This is a genomic window from Cupriavidus phytohabitans (assembly GCF_000426345.1).
Lineage (GTDB): Bacteria > Pseudomonadota > Gammaproteobacteria > Burkholderiales > Burkholderiaceae > Cupriavidus.
In genome coordinates, this window is record NZ_AUFE01000019.1 from 29,638 (window position 1) to 52,922 (window position 23,285).

The 23,285-nt window shown below is 67.5% G+C and carries 22 protein-coding genes and 1 pseudogene; 14 read left to right on the plus strand and 9 right to left on the minus strand.

Features of this window, described 5'->3' with window-relative positions; translation table 11 throughout:
• The first annotated feature begins 29 nt into the window (after nucleotides 1-29).
• Entirely contained in the window at nucleotides 30-569 is a 540-nt protein-coding gene (locus tag K309_RS0115765; protein ID WP_029047329.1) for a DMT family transporter, read from the plus strand.
• Here the strand turns inward: K309_RS0115765 and K309_RS0115770 are convergent.
• The gene (locus K309_RS0115770) at nucleotides 542-772 is read right to left on the minus strand and encodes a cysteine-rich CWC family protein (RefSeq protein ID WP_029047330.1); all 231 of its coding nucleotides are present in this window, start codon (nucleotides 770-772) and stop codon (nucleotides 542-544) included. The genes K309_RS0115765 and K309_RS0115770 overlap by 28 nt on opposite strands.
• Nucleotides 773-1,079: 307 nt before the next feature.
• Here K309_RS0115770 and argB point away from each other — a divergent pair, with 307 nt between their 5' ends.
• From argB to metW, 5 genes are all read left to right on the plus strand, one after another.
• Nucleotides 1,080-1,997: an acetylglutamate kinase gene (argB, locus tag K309_RS0115775; RefSeq protein ID WP_084254770.1), complete on the plus strand. Its 918-nt coding sequence runs from the start codon at nucleotides 1,080-1,082 to the stop codon at nucleotides 1,995-1,997.
• Between the two features lie 73 nt (nucleotides 1,998-2,070).
• Nucleotides 2,071-3,030 carry a pyrimidine 5'-nucleotidase gene (locus K309_RS0115780; RefSeq protein WP_029047332.1) on the plus strand — a complete coding sequence of 320 codons (960 nt, stop codon included), beginning with the start codon at nucleotides 2,071-2,073 and terminating at the stop codon, nucleotides 3,028-3,030.
• Nucleotides 3,027-3,743, plus strand: coding sequence for a nucleoid occlusion factor SlmA (slmA, locus tag K309_RS0115785; RefSeq protein WP_029047333.1), 717 nt, complete (start codon nucleotides 3,027-3,029; stop codon nucleotides 3,741-3,743). Before K309_RS0115780 ends, slmA begins: the two co-directional genes overlap by 4 nt.
• Nucleotides 3,744-4,009: 266 nt before the next feature.
• Complete coding sequence (metX, locus tag K309_RS0115790) at nucleotides 4,010-5,200, plus strand: homoserine O-succinyltransferase MetX (RefSeq protein WP_029047334.1); 1,191 nt, start codon at nucleotides 4,010-4,012, stop codon at nucleotides 5,198-5,200.
• Nucleotides 5,197-5,808 carry a methionine biosynthesis protein MetW gene (gene metW, locus K309_RS0115795; RefSeq protein WP_029047335.1) on the plus strand — a complete coding sequence of 204 codons (612 nt, stop codon included), beginning with the start codon at nucleotides 5,197-5,199 and terminating at the stop codon, nucleotides 5,806-5,808. The genes metX and metW overlap by 4 nt, the downstream gene beginning before the upstream one ends.
• A gap of 32 nt (nucleotides 5,809-5,840) precedes the next feature.
• Here metW and K309_RS0115800 read toward each other — a convergent pair whose 3' ends face one another.
• Nucleotides 5,841-6,776 carry a LysR family transcriptional regulator gene (locus tag K309_RS0115800; RefSeq protein ID WP_029047336.1) on the minus strand — a complete coding sequence of 312 codons (936 nt, stop codon included), beginning with the start codon at nucleotides 6,774-6,776 and terminating at the stop codon, nucleotides 5,841-5,843.
• Nucleotides 6,777-6,885: 109 nt separating this feature from the next.
• On the opposite strand from K309_RS0115800, the gene K309_RS0115805 reads away from it, so the two are divergent.
• The gene (locus K309_RS0115805) at nucleotides 6,886-7,773 is read left to right on the plus strand and encodes a DMT family transporter (protein WP_029047337.1); all 888 of its coding nucleotides are present in this window, start codon (nucleotides 6,886-6,888) and stop codon (nucleotides 7,771-7,773) included.
• A 101-nt stretch (nucleotides 7,774-7,874) separates the two neighbouring features.
• A complete protein-coding gene (locus K309_RS0115810) occupies nucleotides 7,875-8,723 on the plus strand; it encodes an acyl-CoA thioesterase (RefSeq protein WP_029047338.1) in 849 nt (282 codons plus the stop codon).
• Nucleotides 8,724-8,736: 13 nt separating this feature from the next.
• Here the strand turns inward: K309_RS0115810 and K309_RS0115815 are convergent, their stop codons facing one another.
• Nucleotides 8,737-9,996: a muropeptide transporter gene (locus K309_RS0115815; RefSeq protein ID WP_029047339.1), complete on the minus strand. Its 1,260-nt coding sequence runs from the start codon at nucleotides 9,994-9,996 to the stop codon at nucleotides 8,737-8,739.
• Between the two features lie 154 nt (nucleotides 9,997-10,150).
• Here K309_RS0115815 and K309_RS0115820 point away from each other — a divergent pair, with 154 nt between their 5' ends.
• Nucleotides 10,151-11,122, plus strand: coding sequence for a M48 family metallopeptidase (locus tag K309_RS0115820; RefSeq protein ID WP_029047340.1), 972 nt, complete (start codon nucleotides 10,151-10,153; stop codon nucleotides 11,120-11,122).
• Nucleotides 11,123-11,207: 85 nt separating this feature from the next.
• The gene (locus K309_RS0115825) at nucleotides 11,208-13,289 is read left to right on the plus strand and encodes a S8 family peptidase (RefSeq protein WP_029047341.1); all 2,082 of its coding nucleotides are present in this window, start codon (nucleotides 11,208-11,210) and stop codon (nucleotides 13,287-13,289) included.
• 72 nt (nucleotides 13,290-13,361) lie between these two features.
• Here K309_RS0115825 and argC read toward each other — a convergent pair whose 3' ends face one another.
• Nucleotides 13,362-14,309 (minus strand): N-acetyl-gamma-glutamyl-phosphate reductase, encoded by a 948-nt coding sequence (gene argC / locus K309_RS0115830; protein WP_029047342.1) that lies wholly within the window; start codon nucleotides 14,307-14,309, stop codon nucleotides 13,362-13,364.
• A 135-nt stretch (nucleotides 14,310-14,444) separates the two neighbouring features.
• Here argC and K309_RS39985 point away from each other — a divergent pair.
• Nucleotides 14,445-14,528, plus strand: a pseudogene (locus K309_RS39985) (type II toxin-antitoxin system MqsA family antitoxin); the annotation flags it as partial.
• Between the two features lie 10 nt (nucleotides 14,529-14,538).
• On the opposite strand, the gene K309_RS0115835 reads toward K309_RS39985, so the two are convergent.
• Entirely contained in the window at nucleotides 14,539-15,315 is a 777-nt protein-coding gene (locus K309_RS0115835; protein ID WP_029047343.1) for an exodeoxyribonuclease III, read from the minus strand.
• A gap of 30 nt (nucleotides 15,316-15,345) precedes the next feature.
• Here K309_RS0115835 and pyrE point away from each other — a divergent pair, with 30 nt between their 5' ends.
• Nucleotides 15,346-16,050, plus strand: coding sequence for an orotate phosphoribosyltransferase (gene pyrE / locus K309_RS0115840; RefSeq protein ID WP_035877648.1), 705 nt, complete (start codon nucleotides 15,346-15,348; stop codon nucleotides 16,048-16,050).
• 85 nt (nucleotides 16,051-16,135) lie between these two features.
• Complete coding sequence (locus K309_RS0115845) at nucleotides 16,136-17,461, plus strand: patatin-like phospholipase family protein (protein ID WP_029047345.1); 1,326 nt, start codon at nucleotides 16,136-16,138, stop codon at nucleotides 17,459-17,461.
• A 27-nt stretch (nucleotides 17,462-17,488) separates the two neighbouring features.
• Here K309_RS0115845 and K309_RS0115850 read toward each other — a convergent pair whose 3' ends face one another.
• The 4 genes from K309_RS0115850 to K309_RS0115865 form a co-directional block, all read right to left on the minus strand.
• A complete protein-coding gene (locus K309_RS0115850) occupies nucleotides 17,489-18,298 on the minus strand; it encodes a polyphosphate kinase 2 family protein (RefSeq protein WP_029047346.1) in 810 nt (269 codons plus the stop codon).
• 98 nt (nucleotides 18,299-18,396) lie between these two features.
• Complete coding sequence (gene dapF, locus K309_RS0115855; RefSeq protein ID WP_029047347.1) at nucleotides 18,397-19,263, minus strand: diaminopimelate epimerase; 867 nt, start codon at nucleotides 19,261-19,263, stop codon at nucleotides 18,397-18,399.
• 53 nt (nucleotides 19,264-19,316) lie between these two features.
• Entirely contained in the window at nucleotides 19,317-20,210 is an 894-nt protein-coding gene (locus tag K309_RS0115860) for a lipid A biosynthesis lauroyl acyltransferase (RefSeq protein WP_029047348.1), read from the minus strand.
• Nucleotides 20,207-21,088, minus strand: coding sequence for a lysophospholipid acyltransferase family protein (locus tag K309_RS0115865; RefSeq protein ID WP_029047349.1), 882 nt, complete (start codon nucleotides 21,086-21,088; stop codon nucleotides 20,207-20,209). The genes K309_RS0115860 and K309_RS0115865 overlap by 4 nt, the downstream gene beginning before the upstream one ends.
• A gap of 320 nt (nucleotides 21,089-21,408) precedes the next feature.
• On the opposite strand from K309_RS0115865, the gene metK reads away from it, so the two are divergent.
• Nucleotides 21,409-22,572: a methionine adenosyltransferase gene (metK, locus tag K309_RS0115870; protein WP_029047350.1), complete on the plus strand. Its 1,164-nt coding sequence runs from the start codon at nucleotides 21,409-21,411 to the stop codon at nucleotides 22,570-22,572.
• The last annotated feature ends 713 nt before the right edge of the window (nucleotides 22,573-23,285 follow it).

A 23,285-nucleotide genomic window follows, 5' to 3' on the forward strand; every position in this document is an offset into this window, starting at 1 on the left:
GCATCGCAGTTTGCCCTACGGAGCGTGACATGTCAGGCATCCAATTGCCGAATTCCTTCCCGATTTCCTTGCTGTTGCCCCTCGCGACGGCCGTGCTGGCAGGTGCCGTGATCCCGTTCCAGGCGGGTGCCAACGCCACGCTGGGGCGTACGCTGGGACATCCGCTGGCGGCGACGCTGGTGTCGCTGCTGGTCAGCCTGGCGGCGTTGCTGCCACTGCTGTGGCTGCTGCGCGTCCCGATGCCCGCCGCGTCGGTGCTGGCGCGCGCGCCGGCGTGGACCTGGATCGGCGGGGTGCTGGGCGTGTTCTATATTTCGGCAGCCCTGGTGATGGCGCCGAAGCTGGGCGCGGCCGGCTTTATCGCCGCGGTCGTGGCGGGGCAGGTGCTGGCCGCGCTGGCGGTCGACCAGTTCGGCCTGGCCGGGTTTGCGGTGCGGACCATGACGCCGGCGCGGCTGGGGGGCGCCGCGCTGATCGTGGCGGGGATGCTGGTGATGCAGTGGGGCAGCGCCGGCGCGTCGTCCGGCGCTGTGCCGGCGATTCAGCCCTCGGCGGGCTCCGGCGCCTGATTGTCGCGCTGGCGCGCCGCCAGGCAGTCGGGACAGAGGCAGTGCTGGCCGGGCACGATGCGCCGTGCCGGCAGCAGCGGCTGGCTGGCGCACCAGCACTCGCGCAGCCCTGCGACGTAGCCGCAGACGAAGCTGGCGCCGCATTGGCTGCAATGCTCGACGGGGCGAAGCCGGCCGGTCAGGACGGTGGCGGGATCGGTCATGGTGCGGCGGGAACTGGTACGGCGGGAACTGGTACGGCGGAGACAGGACAAACGGCAAAGACCTGCCCGAGCTGTTGCGCGGACGGGACGCCGGTGGGCCGCCGTGGTGCCCCGTGCGGCGCTTGCCGGCGGATGGCCGGACCTGCCCGGGCCGCGGAACTCGCGCCCTGCGCGGTTTCTTGTAAAATCGGCGCCTGCCATAGCCGGATGGCGCACTTTCGGGCGATCCCTGTTGCGCAATGTTGCCTTTGCCCCCGGCTACGCGGCTGTTAGCCATCATACCTGTTGAATCTCACGGATGTCCCCCATGAACGCCGACAACCCCGGGCCTGCCGCGACTGCGGTGGCCGCCATCGCTCCCGCACTGAAAGCCGAGATCCTCGCCGAGGCGCTGCCGTATATCCGCAAGTTCCACGGCAAGACCATCGTGGTCAAGTACGGCGGCAATGCCATGACCGAAGAGAAGCTCAAGCATGGCTTCGCGCGTGACGTGATCCTGCTGAAGCTGGTCGGCATGAACCCGGTGGTGGTGCACGGCGGCGGCCCGCAGATCGATGAAGCGCTGAAGAAGGTCGGCAAGGTCGGCACCTTCGTGCAAGGCATGCGCGTCACCGACGAAGAGACCATGGAAGTGGTCGAGTGGGTGCTGGGCGGCGAAGTCCAGCAGGACATCGTGATGCTGATCAACCAGTACGGCGGCCAGGCCGTGGGCCTGACCGGCAAGGACGGCGGCCTGATCCGCGCCAAGCGCCTGCAGATGCCCGATCGCGAAAACCCTGGCGCCTTCATCGATATCGGCTACGTGGGCGATATCGAGGCGATCAATCCGGCGGTGGTCAAGGCGCTGCAGGACGACGCCTTTATCCCGGTGATCTCGCCGATCGGCTTCTCCGACGACGGCCAGGCCTACAACATCAACGCCGACGTGGTCGCCGGCAAGATGGCCGAGATCCTGAAGGCCGAGAAGCTGGTGATGATGACCAACATCCCCGGCGTGATGGACAAGAAGGGCAACCTGCTGACCGACCTGACCGCGCGCGAGATCGAAGAGCTGTTCGCCGACGGCACCATCTCCGGCGGCATGCTGCCGAAGATCTCGTCGGCGCTGGACGCGGCCAAGAGCGGCGTCCATTCGGTGCACATCGTCGACGGCCGCATCGAGCATTCGCTGCTGCTGGAAATCCTGACCGAGCAGGCGTTCGGCACCATGATCCGCTCGCACTGAGCGGAGCCGCCGGGGCGGCGCAGGCTTGAACCAGCCGCCCCGGCATCCCCCATCATCTTCCGAGCTGCCCGGCGTGCCTTCCAGTCTTCCTCCTCCGCGCCGTGTCCGCGCTCGCCTGTGCCGCCGTCCCGCCGGGGACAACTCGGGGCGCACGGTCTGGCTGTTCGACCTCGACAACACTCTGCATGACGCCTCGCACGCGATCTTCCCGGCGATCAACCGGCTGATGACCGCCTACGTGGCGCGCGTGCTCAATTGCGACGAGGCCACCGCCAGCCGCGTGCGCGTCGACTACTGGCAGCGCTACGGCGCGACGCTGCTCGGCATGATCCGGCACCATGGCGTCGATCCCGCCGACTTCCTGCGCGCGGCGCATGAATTCCCGGCGCTGCCCGGGATGGTGCGCGTGCGGCGCGGGCTGGCGGCGCACCTGCGGCGCCTGCCGGGGCGCAAGCTCCTGGTCACCAACGCGCCGCAGGACTACGCGCGCGCGGTGCTGGAAATCGCCGGCATCGGCCACTGCTTCGAGCGCGTGGTGGCGATCGAGCAGATGTGGGTGCATGGCCACCTGCGGCCCAAGCCGGACCGCCGCATGCTGCGCCGGCTGCTGGTGCAGGCACGTGTGGCGCCGCATCGCGCGGTGCTGGTGGAAGATACCGTGTCGCACCTCAAGCGCTATGCCGGCACCGGCATCCGCACCGCCTGGGTGACCGGCTATCTGCGCACCATGGCGCCGTCGCGCCCGCATGATGTGGCTGGCGTGCCCGCTTCGGCGCAAGACGACGGCAGCCGGCGCGATGCGGCGGTCCGCTCGACGCTTGAGGCGGAAGAAGACCGCCGCGCCGGCCACGCCGCGCAGGAGCATTCGGTCACGCTGGTGGCCGCGGAATCACAGGCTCCGCAGGCACCGCAGGCGCAGCCCGGCAACGTGCCGCTCGTGCGGGCCCGCGTGCCGAACCGGCCGGCTTATGTGGACATAAAAGTACAATCGATGCATCAACTCCAACGACGAATGCGGAGAAACGGGTCATGACGCAAAGCAACGGGGACCAGCCGGAGGCAGTCATTGCAGGCGGGGCCGACGATATGGACACACCCGCGGACACACCCGCGGACACACCCGCGGACACACCCGCGGACACGACCGCGGCGCCTGCCGCGCCGGCGCGCAAGCGCCCGCGCCCGGGCGAGCGCCGCATCCAGATCCTGCAGACGCTGGCGACCATGCTCGAGCAACCGCGCGGGGAAAAGATCACCACGGCCGCGCTCGCCGCGCGCCTGAGCGTGTCCGAGGCGGCGCTGTACCGCCACTTCGCCAGCAAGGCGCAGATGTACGAGGGCCTGATCGGCTTTATCGAGCAGACCGTGTTCGGCCTGATCAACCAGATCGCGGACAAGGAAGAGCACGGCCTGCGCCAGGCGCATGCGATCGTGCGCATGCTGCTGTCGTTTGCCGAGAAGAACCCTGGCATGACGCGCGTGCTGACCGGCGAGGCACTGGTGGGCGAGCACGAGCGGCTGCAGGAACGCATCAACCAGGTGGTGGACCGCATCGAGGCTTCGCTGCGCCAGTGCCTGAAGGTGGCGGTGACGCAGGCTGAATTCCCGGCGGATGCCGATATCCCGGCGCGTGCGGCGCTCATCATGGCGACGGTGCAGGGCCAGTGGCACCGCTATGCCAAGAGCGGTTTCCGCAAGTCGCCGTCGGACCATGCCGAGGCGCATTTGCGCGTGCTGCTGGGTTGAATCCGACACGCCGGGCCGATTGCTCTATAATTGCCCGGTCGCGCCGATTTGATGACTGGCTTGCGGGCGCGCGGCAGCCAAGGGACCACGGCCCGGGCTGCCACTATAAATGCGGCTAAAGAGGTTGGGTCGGCGCCCCATGTCACCACGACAATGATTGGCGCCGGCACGCGGAATCCCGCGGAATCCCCGACTTGGCTGCGATGCTTTTCCACGCAAATGCCGGTCGGGTTTTTTTACGCCCGTTCGCCGCGGGCCCGGATTCCATGACTGATGTCGCCCTGCCGTCTGCCGCGCCTAACTCGCCTACAGCGCTCGCTTTGCCGCCCGATTCGGTCGGCGTGGTCACGCCGCAGCGCATGCATTTTGCCGAGCCGCTGAAGCTGCGCAACGGCTCGTCCCTCGCCGGCTACGACCTGATGGTCGAGACCTACGGCACGCTCAACGCGGCGCGTTCCAATGCGGTGCTGGTGTGCCACGCGCTCAATGCCTCGCACCATGTCGCCGGTGTCTATGCCGACGACCCGCGCGACGTGGGCTGGTGGGACAACATGGTCGGCCCCGGCAAGGCTCTCGATACCAACCGCTTCTTTGTCATCGGCGTGAACAACCTGGGCTCGTGTTTCGGCTCGACCGGGCCAATGAGCGTGAGCCCGGCGACCGGCCAGCCTTATGGCGCGGCATTCCCGGTGGTGACGGTGGAGGACTGGGTCAACGCGCAGGCGCGCGTGGCCGACGCGTTCGGCATCACGCAATTCGCCGCGGTGATGGGCGGCAGCCTCGGCGGCATGCAGGCGCTGGCCTGGAGCCTGATGTACCCGGACCGGCTGCGCCACTGCATCGTGGTCGCATCGACGCCCAAGCTGTCGGCGCAGAACATCGCCTTCAACGAGGTGGCGCGCAGCGCCATCCTGTCCGATCCGGACTTCCACGGCGGCAACTACTATGCGCATGGCGTCAAGCCCAAGCGCGGCCTGCGCGTGGCGCGCATGATCGGCCATATCACCTACTTGTCGGACGAGGACATGGCGGAGAAATTCGGCCGCGAGCTGAAGACCGACGATATCCGCTTCTCGTTCGACGTCGAGTTCCAGGTGGAAAGCTACCTGCGCTACCAGGGCGACAAGTTCGCCGAGTACTTCGACGCCAACACCTACCTGCTGATCACGCGCGCGCTGGACTATTTCGACCCGGCGCTGGCCTACGGCGGGGACCTGACCCGCGCCATCGCGCAGACGCAGGCGAGCTTCCTGGTGGCGAGCTTCAGCACCGACTGGCGCTTCGCGCCCAGCCGCAGCCGCGAGCTGGTCAAGGCGCTGCTGGACAACAAGCGCCCGGTCTCATACGCCGAGATCGACGCGCCGCACGGCCACGATGCCTTCCTGCTCGACGACCCGCGCTACCACAACCTGATGCGCGCCTACTACGACCGCATCGCAGAGGAGATCGGCGCATGAACGCCCTGGCCAATCCCAATATCCTGGCGCTGCGCCCCGACTTTCGCGCGATTGCGCGCTGGATCGAACCCAACTCCACCGTGCTCGACCTTGGTTGCGGCGACGGCAGCCTGCTGCGCGTGCTGCAGGACGAGCTCGACGTGCAGGCCTACGGCATCGAGATCCGCGATGAAGGCGTGCTGGCGTGCGCGCAGAAGGGCGTGCATGTCATCCAGCAGGACCTGGAGGGCGGGCTCGCGCTGTTCGAGGACAAGAGCTTCGACACGGTGATCCTGTCGCAGACGCTGCAGACCATCCACAACACCGCGCAGGTGCTGCGCGACACGCTGCGGGTGGGGCGCGAGTGCATTGTGTCGTTCCCGAACTTCGGCTACTGGCCGCACCGGCTGTCGGTGTTCCGCGGGCGCATGCCGGTGTCGGAATCGCTGCCTTACCAGTGGTACAACACGCCCAACGTGCGCGTGCTGACCATCAGCGATTTCGAGGAACTGGCGCCCACGGTCGGCTTGCGCGTGATCGACCGCGTGGTGATGCACGAGGGCATTACCGTGAACTGGGGCGTCAACTGGCGCGGCAGCCTGGCGGTGTACCGGGTCTGCGCGGCCTGAACTCGCGCGGTGTACGGTGCCCGCCGGCTGCATTATTGCGGCAGCGCGCCGGCACTGGCCGGCGGCTCGTTGGCGGTGGCGGCCAGGTGGTCTACAAAGGCACGCACCTTTGGCGGTACGTGGCGCGTCGGCGTGTACACGGCGTAGGCCGTGCCGATATAGGGCTCCAGGATGTCCCACTCCGGCAGAACGGTGACAACGCGGCCCTCGTCCAGCGCGCTGCCGAACGAGAAGTCCGGCACCAGCCCGATGCCGGCGTCGCGCTCCACCATCGCCATGATCGCCAGGCTGTTGTTCAGCGTCAGCCGCGGCGGGATGCGCACCACCACGGCCTCGCCGCCGGCATGGTGGCGCAGCGTCCAGCGCTCGCCGAAGTTGCCATAGCCCAGGTACAGGCAGCGCGCTGCCGGCAGGTCGGCCGGCGCAGCGGGCGTGCCGTGCCGCGCCAGGTAGCGCGGCGAGGCCACCAGCCGGTAGCGCACCTCGCGCAGCGGCCGCGCCGCCAGGCCGGGCGCCAGCTCGCGCGCGATGCGCACGGCCACATCCAGGCCTTCCTCGACCAGGTCGACCATGCGGTCTGCCAGCGTCAGCTGCAGGTCGAGGCCAGGATATTTATTCAGCAGCGCCGGCAGGCGAGGCGCCAGCCAGGCCTGCCCGAACGAGACCGGCGCGCTGACGCGCAGCACGCCATGGGGCGTGCCGCCGTGCTCGCCGGCCAGCGCGGTGACCTCGCGCGCGGCGGCGGTCATGCGCGCGCAGGCGGCGTAGACCGACTGGCCCAGCTCGGTGAGTGCGAAGGCGCGCGTGGTCCGCTGCAGCAGGCTGGCGCCGAGCGTCGCTTCCAGCCGCGACACGTGCCGGCTGACGCCCGACGGCGTCATGCCGAGATCCTGCGCCGCGGCGGAGAAGCTGCCGCATTCGACCACGCGGGCGAAGACGGCCATCGCGTTGAGTGGTGTATCCGACATGCAGCGTCTCCGGTCTTTGATTGCAACTCAAATACTAATTGAGCTTAGGCGGGATTGTTGAGTGGATGGCAAGGTGGAACAATGCCGCCATTGCATCTCCGGAGTGCCCATGCCTTCCCCCCAATCCCTGCCCGGCGGCGTCTGGCGCATGGTCGCGGCCATGGTGCTGTCAGGCACCATCGGCTGGTTTGTCGTCACCAGCGGGCAGCCGCCGCTGGACGTCGTGTTCTTCCGCTGCATCTTTGGCGACGCCGCGCTGTTGGGCACGCTGACGCTGCAGCGTGGCTGGGTGCGCATGAGCCGCGCGCAGCTGTGCTGGCTGGCGCTGGGCGGGGTCACGCTGGTGCTCAACTGGCTGGCGCTGTTCTCGGCCTATGCCTACAGCGGCATTGCCATTGCCACGGTGGTCTACCATACCCAGCCGTTTTTCCTGCTGCTGCTGACGTCTGCGATGCAGCGCGAGCCGCTTCCGTTCGCCAGGCTGCCGTGGCTGGTTCTGGCCTTTGCCGGCGTGATGCTGATCACCGGGCTTGAGCACGGCGCCACCGGCGCCGCGATGCTGGCCGGGATCGGCCTGGCGCTGCTGGCGGCACTGCTGTATGCGGTCACGACCATGGCCACGCGCCGGCTGCAGGCGATTCCGCCCGGACAGATCGCCGGCTTGCAGATGGTGCTTGGTGTGGTGATGCTGGCACCGCTGGCGCATCCCGCGGCCGGCAGCTATCACAGCGGCACCTGGGCCGCGCTGCTGGCGCTGGGGCTGGTCCATACCGGCGTCATGTACACCCTGCTTTATGGCGCCTTCCAGCGCCTGAGCGTGGTGTCGATCGCGACGCTGTCGTTTGTCTATCCGCTGGTGGCGATCGTCATCGACGTGATGGTGTTCGGCGTCGTGCTCGGGCCGCTGCAGGTCGCGGGCATGCTGCTGGTGCTGCTGGGCGTGGTCGCCAACCAGCTCGGCTGGAGCCTGCCATGGCGGCGCCGGGCACAAGGCTGATGTGCCGTCCGGGCCGCTTGCCTACAGGACTGGTTGACCGAACTCCTGACTACGGTTAGTGTAGGCAGCTATCGAACGACCGTTCTATTTGCTTCCTCGCCATGACTGCTACCGCTGCTGCCCTGTCCGCCTCCGCTCCCGTCGCGCTGCATGCGTTCGACGATGCCATCGCCCTGGAGGCGGCCGGCGAACATCGTTTCCTGGGCCGCACCACGCCGGCCTACTGGAACATGATCGGCCCGTTCGGCGGCATCACCGCTGCCACGCTGCTGCAGGCGGCACTGCTGCACCCCCAACGGCTGGGCGACCCGATCGCGCTGTCGGTCAACTTTGCCGGCCCGATCGCCGAAGGCCCGTTCGAGATCGAGGCACTGCCGGTGCGGACCAACCGCTCGACCCAGCACTGGAACCTGACGCTGCGCCAGGGCGATGCCGTGGCCACCACCGCCACCGCCGTGTTCGCGGTGCGGCGCGAGACCTGGGCCTGCGGCGAGGCGGTGATGCCCGAGGTGCCGGGTGCCGACACGCTGCCGGCGATGGGCGGCTTCGCGCCGGTGCGCTGGCTCAAGTCCTATGACATGCGCCCGGTGCGCGGCGCCAAGCCGACCGCCGAGGCCGGCACCGAGCACCCCGACAGCCTGACCCAGTTCTGGCTGCGCGACGCGCCGGCGCGCACGCCGGACTTTGCCGCGGTGGCTTCATGGGCGGACAGCTTCTACCCGCGCATCTTCCTCAAGCGCGCCGGCTTCGTGCCGGCCGGCACGGTGTCGATGACGACGTACTTCCACGCCGATGCACCTACGCTGGCGGCGCTGGGCGACCGCCACGTGCTGGCCAGCGCGCAGGCGCAGGTGTTCCGGCAGGGGTATTTCGACCAGCGCGCGCAGCTGTGGAGCCCGGATGGACGGCTGCTGGCCAGCTCGCACCAGATCGTCTACTACAAGGAATAAGCGCAGGCGGGGCTCAGGCGATCGCTTCGCGCGCCTGGGCTTCGTATCGGTGCACGGTGTTGCGCATCACCCAGAGCAGCATCACGCCGGGCAGCGCCACCACCACGGTGCCGAGGTAGAACGGTGCCCAGCCCCAGGCTTCGACCATATAGCCCGAGGTCGGCCCCACGTAGACCCGGCCCACCGACGCCAGCGCCGACAGCAGCGCGTACTGCGTGGCCGAGAACGAGCGGTTGCACAGCGTCATCAGCAGCGCCACGAAGGCCGCGGTGCCCATGCCGCCGCACAGGTTTTCCACCGCGATGGTGGCGCCCATGGTCCACAGGTGAGCGGGCGTCACGGCGAGGATCCAGTAGCCCAGGTTCGATACCGCCTGCAGCACGCCGAACACCATCAGCGAACGGTACAGCCCCAGCCGCACCATCAGCGTGCCGCCGAACAGCGCGCCGATGATGGTGGCGGCCAGCCCCAGCGTCTTGTTGACGATGCCGACCTCGCCGGCCGAGAAGCCCACGCCGCGGATCAGGAAGGTGGTCGACAGGCTGCCGGCAAAGGCGTCGCCCAGCTTGTACAGCACGATCAACAGCAGCAGCCACCATGCGCCGGGCCGCGCGAAGAAATCGCGCAGCGGGCCGACCACGGCCTCTTCCAGCGAGCGCGGCGCGCGCGCGGGCATGTCGGGCTCGGGCGCCCACAGCAGGGTCAGGATGCCCACGCCCATCAGCGCCGCCATCAGCAGGTAGGTCTGCTGCCAGCCGAGCACGCGGTCGGCCAGCCACAGCGCCAGGCCGCCGGAAACCAGCATCGCCAGCCGGTAGCCCAGCACCTTGACCGCCGCGCCGGCACCGCGCTCGGGCGGGCGCAGCACGTCGGTGCTGTAGGCGTCGAAGACAATGTCCTGCGAGGCCGACAGGAAGGCCACCAGCGTGGCCAGCGCCGCCAGCGTCCACAGCGCCTCGCGCGGCGGGCAGAACGCCATCGCGGCGATGCCCGCCACCAGCCCCAGCTGCGTCACCAGCAGCCAGCCGCGGCGCCGGCCCAGCAGCGGCGGCGTGTAGCGGTCCATCAGCGGTGCCCACAAGAACTTGAAGATATAGGCCTGGCCCACCAGCGAGAAAAAGCCGATGGTCTTGATATCCAGGCCCTCGACCGTCATCCAGGCCTGCAGCGTGCCGGAGGTCAGCGCCAGCGGCAGCCCGGAGGCAAAGCCCAGGGTCAGCATGGCGCCGATGCGACGGTTGCGGAAGATATCGAGATAGGCCTGGAAAGTCATGGATGCGCGGGGGATGGAGCGCCGCGCGGCTGCGCGGGCGCCGTGTATTATTGCATCACCCGTTTGCCGCCCCGCCACTTGTGCTGCGGCAGCGTTGCCGCGGATCGCTCCGGCCCGCGGCCAAGATCCATCTACTGCGCCCGAGGAACCGCAAATGCTCCGCCCCCAGCAACGTCTCCAGCATCCGATTCGTGTCCGGCTTGCCCGCGCGCTCGCGCTGGCGGCGGCGTTGCTGGCCGCGCCGGGCATGCCTGCCCATGCGCAGGGGCAGGGGCAGGGCAGCGAGCCCGGCGGCATCAACATCCAGCGCGGCGGCTCGGCGGTGCGCAACATCGTGCCGGCCGAGGCGATCGAACAGCAGGCCGCGCAGGAGTACGAGCAGCTCAAGCAGGAAGCCATCGCCAAGCGCGCGCTGGCAGGCGACGACAACCCGCAGCTCAGGCGGCTGCGCGCGATCGGCAAGCGGCTGCTGCCGCAGACCGTGCGCTGGAACGAGCGCGCGCGCAACTGGCCGTGGGAGATCAACCTGATCGGCTCGAAGCAGGTCAATGCGTTCTGCATGCCGGGCGGCAAGATCGCCATCTACACGGGCTTGCTCGACCAGCTCAAGCTGACCGACGACGAGGTCGCGATGGTGATGGGTCACGAGATCGCGCATGCGCTGCAAGAGCATGCGCGCGAACGCGCCGCCAAGTCCGAGATCACCAACCTGGGCGCCAATGTGATTTCGCAGCTGTTCGGCTTCGGCAACCTGGGCAACATGGCGCTCGGCACCGGCGCGCACCTGCTGACGCTGCGCTTCTCGCGGGCCGACGAGACCGAGGCCGACCTGATCGGCATGGATGTCGCCGCGCGCGCCGGCTTCGATCCGCGCGCCGCGGTGACGCTGTGGCAGAAGATGGGCAAGGTGTCGCAGTCGGGCACTGAATTCCTGTCGACGCACCCGTCCGGGCGCAGCCGCATTGCCGACCTGGAAAAGCACATGCCCGAGGTGCTGCCGCTCTACGCACGCGCGATCAATACGCCGGTCGACAGGTTGCCGCCGTACCGCGCCAATATGGCGGGACTGGGCGATGCGCCCGTCGACGCGGGCGACGAAGACAGAAGCAAGCCGCTGAAGCGCTAGGCTGTTTCCTGTCGCCTGGCGCCGGCAATCAGGGTGGCCCCGCCACCGGATCGAAGGACAATGCGACAACCGCAGGGGAACCCGCATGAGCCTGAACCGCATGAGCCCGTCGGAGCAACGGGCCGCCTATATGCTGATCTTCGCTGGCTGCGAGGCCGAGCCCGGCCGCTTTACCAGCGACCTGCCGGTCAGCTCCGAAGTCTGGCTGCTGTATGCGTCGGGAGAATCGTTCGAGGTGCCGCGCGGGCTGTTGCTGACCCCGCACCACGCCGCGGGCATTGCCGCCCTGCGCACGGCGGTCCTGCGGCGCCTGCCGGCGCTGGCCGAGCCGGCATCGGCGGCGGCCGGCCAGCGCTTCCTGGCGGCCAATGAATCGCACCTGCTCGCGCAGATCGATTTCTTCGACATGCTCAGGCTGCTGCCGCTGACTGCATGGTGGCACCGGGAGGTACGGCTGCCGATGGCCGGCGTCAGCTGGTCAAGCGCCGCGCGCCACGCGCTCGAGCGCAGCCTCACGGGCGACGCCTTCGTGCGCTGGCTGGGCGAGTCGGTGCTGGCCCATGTGTCGAGCGAGACAGCCATTGCGAGGTTCATGGACATCGGCTACACCGCTTCCCGGACGCGCTTCGGCGGCATCGCGGCACCGGCCGGCCAGGCGCTGGGACGGCTGGTCAATGTCGCCGCGCAGTATGTTGCCCTGACGTTGCTCGGGCTGGACGACGACAGCTTCCCACCCGGCGGCCTGACCCGGCGCATCCGGCAGGCGAGCCGGCAGGTGCTTGAAACGCTGTGGGCCTGCCTGCAGGACGACCATGCGGCGCCGCAGGGTGCCGAGGCGGCGCGGGCGGCAGGATCGGCCGGTGCAGCGGATGCGGCGAAGGTGGCGGCGGTGGCGCCGCTATGGCGCATTTCCGTCAACCGGCCGGCCGAGCACGCCGTGTTTGCCTCGCGCAAGACCGTGAAGGCGGATGCGGCCATCCGCGTGTTCGATACCGGCGGTCAGGGCGTGCGCTGGGCGGTGATCGATTCCGGCATCGATGCGCGCCATCCGGCGTTCTTCGATCCCGCCAGGCTGGAGGGAGCGCTGCCGGTTCGCGACGGCCTGATCGCGCCGCGCCTGTCGCGCGTGGTCAGGACGCTGGACTTCACCCGCCTGTCGGCCATCACCAGCGGCCGCCTGCCGCCCATGCCCAAGGGCAAGCGCGGCCCCGGCGAGGCCGAGCTCAGGGCGCGCATCGCAACGATCGCCGACGATCTCGCCAACGGCCGCATCATCGACTGGTCCGTGATCGAGCCGCTGCTGGAGATCAGCCAGGAAGACCCGGCGCAGTACGTGCCGCCGGGCGGCAGCCACGGCACGCATGTGGCCGGCATCATCGGCGCCGGCTGGCCGTCGTCAGCCTACCTGGCGCGGCCGGAGCCCATGCCGCTGCCGCCCGAGCTTGCCGAAAGCGGCGATGTCAGCGGCATCTGCCCGTGCATCGAGTTGCTGGACCTGCGCATCTTCGATGCGCAGGGCAGGGGCGACGAGTTCGGCATCCTGGGCGCGCTGCAATACGTGCGCTGGCTCAACCAGAGCCGCGACCGGCAATACGTGCACGGCGTCAACCTCAGCGTGGCGCTGCACCACGACGTGCGCAACTACGCCTGCGGCAGCACGCCGGTGTGCGTCGAGTGCGACCGGCTGGTGGCCAACGGCGTGATCGTGGTGGCGGCGGCTGGCAACTACGGCTATGACGAGCAATACGCGGCCGCGCACATGGGAGCGGGCTTTCGCGGCCAGACCATCACCGATCCTGGCAATGCGCGCGCCGTGATCACGGTGGGAGCGACCCATCGTACCGATCCCTACCGGTATGGCATCTCTTATTTTTCCAGCCACGGCCCCACCGGCGATGGCCGCATCAAGCCCGACCTGGTGGCGCCCGGGGAGAAGATCACCTCCACCGTGCCCGGCGGCACGCTGGCGTCGATGGATGGCACCAGCATGGCCGCGCCGCATGTGTCCGGCGTGGCCGCGCTGCTGCTGTCGCGCAACAATGAGCTGATGGGCCAGCCCGAGACCGTCAAGGCCATCCTGTGCGACGCGGCCATGGACCTCGGGCGCGAGCGCGCATTCCAGGGAGCGGGACTGGTGGATGCGTTGCGGGCGCTGCAGCGCGTATAAGCCGCGCCGGTTTCCGGTGTCCAACAAAAAAGCCGGCAGTGCCGGCTTTCTTGTGTCCAGGAAGCAGCGCTGTCAGGCCTGCAGCCCGGTGGCTTCGTCGGCGCCGACATGCACGTTCATGCATTGCACCGCCGCGCCGGCCGCGCCCTTGCCCAGGTTGTCCAGGCGCGCGACCAGGTTCAGGCGCTCGGGCGTGCCGAACACGAACAGGTCGACCCGGTTGGTGTCGTTGTTGGCCTGCACGTCGAAGAAACCGTCGTCGAGGTTGTCGTCGCTGTTGTACGACATCACGCGCACGAACTGCTCGCCTTCATAGTGCTTGCGGTAGATGTCGACGATCTGCTCCGGGCTCACCTTGCGCGCCAGCCGATCCGCGAACACTGGCACCGTCACCGCCAGGCCCTTCAGGAAGTTGCCGACGATCGGGTTGAAGATCGGGTCCGACGACAGGCCGCCCTGCACGCGCATCTCGGGCAGGTGCTTGTGCTGCAGCCCCAGCGCGTACGGACGCGGGCTGTTCAGCTTCGGGTTACCGCCGGCCTCGAAGTCGGCAATCATCTTCTTGCCGCCGCCGCTGTAGCCGGTCAGCGAGAACGCCGACACGGGGTAGTCGCGCGGCAGCACGCCGGCATCCACCAGCGGACGCACCGCCAGCACGAAGGCGCTGGCGTGGCAGCCCGGCACGGCGATGCGCTTGCTCGCACGGATCTTCTCGCGCTGGCCGCGCACCAGTTCCGGCAGGCCATAGGCCCAGTTGTCGGCAGTGCGGAACGCCGTGCTGGCGTCGATCACGCAGGTGTCCGGGTTGGTCACCAGCGACACCGCCTCGCGCGAGGCCACGTCGGGCAGGCACAGGAAGGCGACGTCGGCGGCGTTCAGGAAGCGTGCTCGCTCGGCCGGATCCTTGCGCTTGTCATCGGCAATACGCAGCAGTTCTACGTCGGAACGACCGGAAAGATAGTCAAGCAGCCGGAGACCGGTCGTGCCTTCCTGACCATCGACGAACACTTTGAAAACCATGGCGGACTCGCTCTATGAAATGCGGGGGAATGCGAAACGTCTCCTGCCGGGCGCAGGGGCGAACCTGCATTGTAGCGGGGATGGGGGTCGGTCGCAGGGGTTTGTACCGATTGGATTCTTGCGGTTTGGCACGGTTCGCGGCCCCCGCTGGCGATGGTCAAGCTGCTGAAATTGCTCGATCGCCACCCGGAACTGCTCGAAGAAGTCCGGGTGGTCTGACTACCACGGCTCAGAGCGGATAGTCGTAATCGATCGACAGCGGCGCATGGTCGCTGAACTTCTCATCCTTGTAGATCGAGCACAGCTGTGCCGTGTCGGCGATCTTCGGCGTTGCCAGGTGGTAATCGATACGCCACCCTACGTTCTTGGCATAGGCCTGGCCGCGGTTGCTCCACCACGTGTACTGGTCCGGGCGCGGGTCGAGCTTGCGGAACACATCGACGTAGCCATGGACCTCGAACAGCTCGCCGATCCAGGCGCGTTCTTCCGGCAGGAAGCCGGAGTTCTTCAGGTTGCCCTTCCAGTTCTTGATGTCGATTTCCTTGTGCGCGATGTTGACGTCGCCGCACAGCACGATCTCGCGCCCGCTGGCCTTCAGCTGCAGCAGGTGGGGCAGGAAGGCCTCCATGAAGCGGAACTTGGCCAGCTGGCGTTCCTCACCGCTGGAACCGGAGGGCACGTACACCGAGATCACGGCCAGGTGCGGGTACTGCACTTCCACATAGCGGCCTTCGCCGTCGAACTCCGCGTTGCCGAAGCCGGTGATGACCCGCTCAGGCTTGTGTCGCGTGTACAGGCCCACGCCGCTGTAGCCTTTCTTCTCCGCGAAGTGGAAGAAGCCATGGTAGCCATGTGGCGCCAGGAACGCTTCGGTCATGTCCGCGGCCTGTGCCTTCAGTTCCTGCACGCAGACCATGTCTGCGTCCTGCTTGCCCATCCAGTCGAAAAAGCCCTTCTTGGACGCGGAGCGGATGCCGTTGAGGTTGGCGCTGATAATCCGTAACATTCGGGGAAATTTTGAATTCAGAGAGAAATGATGACGCAGCAGAACACGCCGGCCGCAGTGCCCCAGCACATGCAGGGCACCGACCTGAGCCAGACCTTTATCCGCTTTGCGCTCGATGCCGGCGTCCTGTCGTTCGGCGAATTCGTCACCAAGGCGGGCCGCAAGTCGCCGTATTTCTTCAACGCGGGCCTGTTCAACCAGGGCGCGATGCTCGGCGAGGTGGCGCAATTCTATGCCAAAACCCTGCTGGCCTCGGGCGTGCAGTTCGACGTGCTGTTCGGGCCGGCCTACAAGGGCATCACGCTGGCTTCTGCCACGGCAGTGGCACTGGCCGGCATGGGACGTGACGTCGGCTTCGCCTACAACCGCAAGGAAGCCAAGGACCATGGCGAAGGCGGCACGCTGGTCGGCGCCAGGCTGCAGGGCAAGGTCGTCATCGTCGACGACGTCATTTCCGCCGGCACCTCGGTGCGTGAATCGGTCAACCTGATCCGCGCCGCCGGCGCCGAGCCGGCAGCCGTGCTGATCGCGCTGGACCGCATGGAAAAGAGCGGCACCGCCGACCACGTCGGCACGCATTCGGCCGTGCAGGACGTGCAGCGCGAATTCGGCATCCCCGTGATTGCTATCGCCAGCCTGAAGGACCTGCTGGCCTACCTCGACGCGTCGCAGGACCAGTCGCTGGCGGCTTCGCGCGAGGCCGTGTCGGCGTACCGGCAGCGTTACGGCGTCTGACGGCGCCTTGCGCCCGCGCGCGCATGCGCCGGGCGCGGCAACGATCCAGGGCAGGCGGACTATCCAATCGGCGGGGGGCGGTGGCGTGGCGGCGAAAGAGCGGCAGGAACGGGCAGGGCGGCAGCCCGCATCGACGGCAGCGAAGGAAACGCAAAGGGGAACAAATAAGGCCAACGGCAACGGCGATTCGCTGGCCGAGCGCGGCGCGCAGGTGCGCCCGCGCAAGCCTGTGCGCCAGGACGCCAAGGCGCCCGACCGGCCCGCGCATGAAGCGTATGCCGTGCGCGCGCTGGTGCTGCAGGGCGGCGGTGCGCTTGGCGCCTACCAGGCCGGCGTATACCAGGGCCTGGCCGAAGGCGGGATCTACCCGAACTGGGTCGCGGGCATTTCCATCGGCGCGCTCAATGCCGCGGTGATTGCCGGCAATCCGCCCGAGCGCCGCATCGAACAGTTGCGCGCGTTCTGGGAACACATCTGCGCGCAGCCGTGGCTGCCCAGCCTGTCGCCCAACTGGCTGACCGATAGCGCCGAGAGCTGGCCCGAGCCGCTGCGCGTCTGGTTCGACGGCCTGCATGCCACGCGCGCCATGGTCGAAGGCCAGCGCGGCTTCTTCCAGCCGCGCAGCTGGCCGGAGCTGGTGATGCGCTATGCCGATCCCGCCCGCGCCAGTTTCTACGACACTTCACCGCTGAAGGCGACGCTGGAGCGCTTCGCCGACTTCGACCTGATCAACCATCGCCCCGACCTGATGCGGGTGTCGGTGGGCGCGGTCAATGTGCGCACGGGCAATTTCGCCTATTTCGACAACACCCGCGACAAGCTCTGCCCCGAGCATTTCATGGCCTCGGGCGCGCTGCCGCCGGGCTTTCCGGCGGTGGAGATCGACGGCGAGTACTACTGGGATGGCGGCCTGGTGTCCAACACCCCGCTGGCCGAGGTGCTGACCGCGCAGCCGCGGCGCGACGCGCTGATCTTCCAGGTTGACCTGTGGAGCGCGCGCGGCAAGCTGCCGCACGACCTGGTCGACGTCGCCGAGCGCGAGAAGGAGATCCGCTATTCCAGCCGCACCCGCGCCATTACGGACTACATGCGCGAGCAGCAGAACATGCGCCGCATGCTCAACGAGGTGATGGCGCTGGTGCCGCAGTCAAAGCGCAACAGCGAGTGGTACCGGCGCGCCGCCGAACAGGCCTGCGACGCGCGCCGTAACGTGATCCAGCTGATCTACCGCGACAAATCGTTTGAAAACATGGCCAAGGACTACCAGTTCGGCCTGCTGACCATGAACGAGCACTGGACCAGCGGCCTGGACGATATCCGCCAGACGCTGCGCCATCCGCAATGGCTGGCGATGCCCACCCGCGAGCACCCGTTCGTCACGCACGACGTGCATCGCGGCAACGGCGGCTGAGCGGGCGGCCAGCCGTCTGCCAGCGCGCTACTCGACCCTGACCTTCGCCAGTTCGGGCTTGGGCGGCGGGTAGGCGGGCTTCAGGTCCTCGAACACCCGCGTCAGGATCTCCGCCACCATCAGATTGCGGTGCGTCTTGGAATCGGCCGGCACCACGTACCACGGGCATTCCGGCGTGCTGGTCGCCATGATCGCGGCCTCGTACGCATCCATGTAGGCCTTCCAGTGCTTGCGCTCGGCGAGGTCGGTGGTGTCGAATTTCCAGTGCTTTTCCGGGTCTGCCAGCCGCGCCTCCAGCCGCGCCTTCTGCTCGTCGCGCGAAATATGCAGGAAGCATTTGACGATGGTGGTGCCGGTCTCGGTCAGCATTGCCTCGAAGTCGCGGATCTGGCGGAAACGGCGTTCGGCTTCGGCATTGTCGATCCAGCCGTGCACGCGGGTGATCAGGACGTCTTCATAGTGGCTGCGGTTGAATACCACGATCTCGCCGGCCTTGGGCACCTGCCGGTGAATGCGCCACAGGTAGTCGTGCGCCAGTTCATCGGCAGTGGGCGCCTTGAAGCCGACCACGCGGATGCCGAGCGGATCGAAGCTGCGGAACACCCCGCGCACCGTGCCGTCCTTGCCGCTGGTATCCATGCCCTGCAGCACGACCAGCAGCTTGCGGCGGTGCCCGGCGTAGAAGATGTCCTGTTGTGCGTCCAGCCCCTCGCTCAACTCGGCGATGAGAGCCAGGTCCTCGGCCTTGTTGCCGCGCGACAGCGGCTTGCTGCCGGGGGGGAAGTCGGCAAGGCGGAATCGCTTGCCCGTCGTGATGCGGAAATCGTCCAGCGGCATGGGCGCTCCATCGGTATGACCTGCAAGATCAGGGAGTGGGCGCCCCGCCTGGGCCGGAACGGATGCGGGCTGCGTCGTGGGGCGCGCTGGCCCTATGGTCAGGCCGGCAGGGTCGCCAGGTCAATGGTGCCTTCGAACACCGTGGTCGCCGGGCCGGTCATGCGCACCGGTTCGGCGCCGCCGTCCCAGGCAATGGTCAGGTCGCCGCCGTGGGTATGCACCCTGACCGGCGAATCCAGCAGGCCGCGCCGGATGCCGGCGACCACCGCCGCGCAGGCGCCGGTGCCGCAGGCCAGCGTTTCGCCGGCACCGCGCTCGTAGACGCGCAGGCGGATGGTATTGCGATCCTGCACCTGCATGAAGCCTGCATTGACGCGGTTGGGGAAGGCGGCGTGCTGCTCGATCACCGGACCGTCCTGCAGCACCGGGAAGTTCTCGACGTCCTCGACCACCTGCACCGCGTGCGGGTTGCCCATCGACACGGCCGAGATCCATGCGGTGCGGCCGTTGACCTCCAGGCCGTAGGTTGTATCCACGCCTTCAGCCCGGGTCGGCAGGCCTTCGGCACGGAACGGCACCTGGGCCGGTGCCAGCTCGGGCGCGCCCATGTCGACGGTAACCTGGCCGTCGTCCTGCAGCGTCAGCGTGATCACGCCCTTCATCACCTCCACGCGCACCGAGCGCTTGTCGGTCATGCCCTTGTCGCTGACAAAACGCACGAAGCAGCGCGCGCCGTTGCCGCAGTGCTCGACCTCGCTGCCGTCGGCATTGAAGATGCGGTAGCGGAAGTCGACATCGCTGCGCGACGGTTTCTCGACCACCAGCATCTGGTCGGCGCCCACGCCGAAATGCCGGCTGGCGAGCGCGCGCCATTGCGCGGGAGTCAGGTCGATCTGCTGGTGGATGCCGTCAAGCACGACAAAGTCGTTGCCGGCCCCATGCATCTTGGTGAACTGGAGTTTCATGGTGGGGATTGTAGCCGCGGCTCGCGCAAGTTGCTGCCGCCGTCGGCGGAGGCTCAATAGATCTCGGGTTCGCCCGGCAGGCGATGCTTGAAGCGCTTGTGCACCCAGTAATACTCAGGCACGCGCGGGCGAATGCAGTCCTCGAAGAAGGCGTTCATGCGGCGCGTGTCGTCGGTGACGCTCTCGCCTGGGTAGTTGTCCCAGGCAGGCAGGATGCGCAGCACGTAGCCCTGGTAGTCGGGCAGCATCTCGGTGTAGATCGGCACCACCTTGGCCCCGGTCAGGCGCGCCAGCCGCGACACCGAGGTCAGCGTCAGCGCCTGCACGCCGAAGAACGCCACGAATTCCGAATCGCGTTCGCCGAAGTCCATGTCGGCGATCAGCTGCAGCGCTTCGCCCTTCTTCAGGCAGCGCAGGATGTCGCGCGCGCTGTCGTTGCGCGAAATCATGTTGGCGCCGAAGCGGCCGCGCGCGTGCTTGAGGAAGCCATCGAACAGGTCGTTCTTCTGTTTCGTGTACAGCGAGGCGCCGGAACGTCCCACGTGCTCGCGCAGGTGGATGGTCAGCCGGATCGCGCCGGCCTCGACGCCCGACAGATGCAGCGTGACCAGGATGTGCGGCGTGCCATCCAGCGATGCCAGGTCGGCCTGGTCGTCGATCCGCACCCAGCGGCGCATCTGCGCTTCGCTGCCGGTCCAGAAGATGCCGCGCTCGGCAAAGCTGCGGAACACGGTGCGGAAGCTCTGGCGCGACAGTTCGTCGATCTCGGCCTCGGTCTTGTCCGGGAAGCACAGGCGCAGGTTGGCCTGCACCACGCGGCGGCGTTCGCTGGGGATCAGGTAGAGCAGGCTGCCCAGCCCTTCGCCGAAGCGCGCAACGAACGGATATGGCAATTTGCCCAGCACCGTCAGCAGGCCGATGCCGAGCCAGGTGAACACGCGGCTCATGAAATCGATTGGTCAGTGGTCGGCTCGGTACTGCGGCTGGGGGCAGCGGCAGGCCCCTTGTAGCGGCTGTACCCCCACAGGTACTGCGTGGGGCACTGTCTCACCAGGGTCTCGACGGCCTGGTTGATCACCGCGGCCGCTTCGGCGGGGTCGTCCGGCAGCATGCCGCCCTCGTTGAGCACATGCAGGTGGGCGCGATAGCCCGCGCCTTTCGGCAGCCGCTCCGCAAAGACCGCAACCACCGGCGCGCTGGTCAGCTGCTGCAGCCGGTGCACCAGCGCCATCGTGTAGGCCGGTTTGCCGAAGAACGGCGCCCAGTTGCCCTCGCCGCCGCTGGGTACCTGGTCCGGCAGGATGCCCACCGCCTGGCCGCGCTTGAGTGCCTTGACCAGCATGCGCACGCCGCGCGGCGTGGCCGGCGCCATGTGCATGTTGGGCCGGGTGCGCATCTTTTCGATCCAGTCGCGCAGCCAGGGCTGGTGCGGCGGCTTGAACAGCGCCGTGACCGGGCGCACCAGCGCGTGGGACTGCGGCAGCACTTCAAAGCAGCCCAGGTGGGGCGTCAGGATGATGAGACCTTTGCCGCGGGCCTGCAGCTTTGCCAATTCGGGCCACATGTAGTCGTCGAAGCCATGCAGCCGCGCGCCGATCTCCTTGCGGCTCCAGAAATAGGGCATCTCGATCATCATGCGCCCGGCGGAGCGGGCGGCTTCATCGATCATTGCCTGCGTGGCGTCGGGGAATGCCAGGCGGAAATTTTCGTTCAGGCGCTGGCCATAGCGGCCGGGCAGCCGTGCTGCCAGCAGTCCGAGCGCGCCGCCTGCGGCCTGCAGCGCGCGCAGGGGGAAACGGGAGATCAGCCAGAAAAGAAAGGTCATCGGGCGTGGATTGCAGTCCGGGCTGCAACAGGTCAAAACCGGCGCATTTTTCTCCGGCGTGGAATTCAGTTCCGCGCCGGCTTGCCGTAATCCGGGCAAACGGCATGCCGTGGCGGCAGCGTGTTGCGTCGGCTGTTGCGTCGGCGCCTTTGGCGCGCTGCAACGAGCCCGGCAGGCGCGTATAATAGCGTGTATCGCCGAGTTAACTGACAACTTGCGGGGCGATGCGGCTTTAACCGGGCCGTTTTAAATACCGCTAAAGCGTCGCCGCCATGAACCCGACCGGGTGGCACGCAATAGCCAACCTGGAGAATAAGTTCGTGGCAAACGACTTCCTTTTTACTTCGGAATCCGTTTCCGAAGGCCATCCCGACAAGGTCGCCGACCAGATTTCCGACGCCGTCCTGGACGCCATCCTGGCGCAGGACAAGTACGCGCGTGTGGCTGCCGAGACGCTTTGCAACACCGGCCTGGTGGTGCTGGCAGGGGAAATCACCACGACCGCCAACGTCGACTACATCCAGATCGCGCGCGACACGATCAAGCGCATCGGTTACGACAACACTGAATACGGCATCGATTACAAGGGCTGCGCCGTGCTGGTGGCCTATGACAAGCAGTCCCCGGACATCGCCCAGGGCGTGGACCGCGCCTCGGACGACTACCTGAACCAGGGCGCCGGCGACCAGGGCCTGATGTTTGGCTACGCCTGCGACGAGACGCCGGAGCTGATGCCGTTCCCGATCTATTACGCGCACCGCCTGGTTGAACGCCAGTCGCTGCTGCGCCGCGACGGCCGCCTGCCCTGGCTGCGTCCGGACGCCAAGTCGCAGGTGACGGTGCGTTATGTCGACGGCAAGCCGCACAGCGTGGATACCGTGGTGCTGTCGACGCAGCATTCGCCGGATATCACCCAGGCGCAGATCCGTGAAGCGGTGATCGAAGAGATCATCAAGCCGGTGCTGCCGGCCGAGATGCTGAAGGAAACCAAGTATCTGGTGAACCCGACCGGGCGTTTCGTGATCGGCGGCCCCCAGGGCGACTGCGGTCTGACCGGGCGCAAGATCATCGTCGATACCTATGGTGGCGCTTCGCCGCATGGTGGCGGTGCGTTCTCGGGCAAGGATCCGTCCAAGGTCGATCGCTCGGCTGCGTATGCGGCGCGCTACGTGGCCAAGAACGTGGTGGCTTCGGGCCTGGCGCGGCAGTGCCAGGTGCAGGTGAGCTATGCCATCGGCGTGGCGCGTCCGATCAACGTGACGGTCTACACCGAAGGTACCGGCAAGATTCCGGATGCCAAGATTGCAGAGCTGGTGCAGGAGCATTTTGACCTGCGGCCGAAGGGGATTGTGCAGATGCTGGATCTGCTGCGGCCTATCTATGAAAAGACTGCGGCCTATGGCCACTTTGGGCGTGAAGAGCCTGAGTTTTCGTGGGAGGCTACGGATAAGGCGGCTGCACTGCGGGCTGCGGCTGGGCTGTAAGCGGTACTTCAGAGGCCCTGGACTCCGGCACTTCTGACTTCGGCAAGCCCCGCTGGCCCGCAAGGGTTGGTGGGGTTTTTGTTCTGGTGGTTGGTCGCTGGTGGCTGGTGGTGACATGCTATCGGCTGTTGAAGCTGCGTTGTCGCTGCTGATGACATGCTGTCGGCCGTTGAACCGCCTGGTTCCGCCCTCCTGGGCGGGTCACTTTTTGCCCGAGCGGCAAAAAGTAACCAAAAAGCGCGTTTACGGCCCTGCGGGCGGCCACTCTTATCGTAGTGGGCGGGGGCTTTCGTACGGGGCTCCGCTTCGTTGCGGGGCAGGACTGCCTGACGCCGTGGTGCGCCACCGTGGCTGGGGATAGACGCGATGTTTGAACGAGCCCAGAGCTGTGGGTGGCCCCTACTGCTGGCGGCATGGTAGGAACGCCTACGGCTGCGCTGCGCGCCGGCCCTAACGTGACAGGACCGGCCACGACATTCTGCCCGCGCTGACGTCCGGCATCGCAAGCGATAACGCTGTGCGAGCGCAGCGACGCACTCCGTGCCCGAGCCCTAAATCCTGGATACCGCCGGCGCGCAGCGCAGCCGCAGGCGTTCCTGCGTTGACGCCGGCAGCAGGCGGCCTACGCCCGGCATGGGGATCGTTCAATAGTGGGTCGACGCAGCCACTATCCCAAACTCACCTGGCGTAGCAGGTTCGAACCACTAGCCACA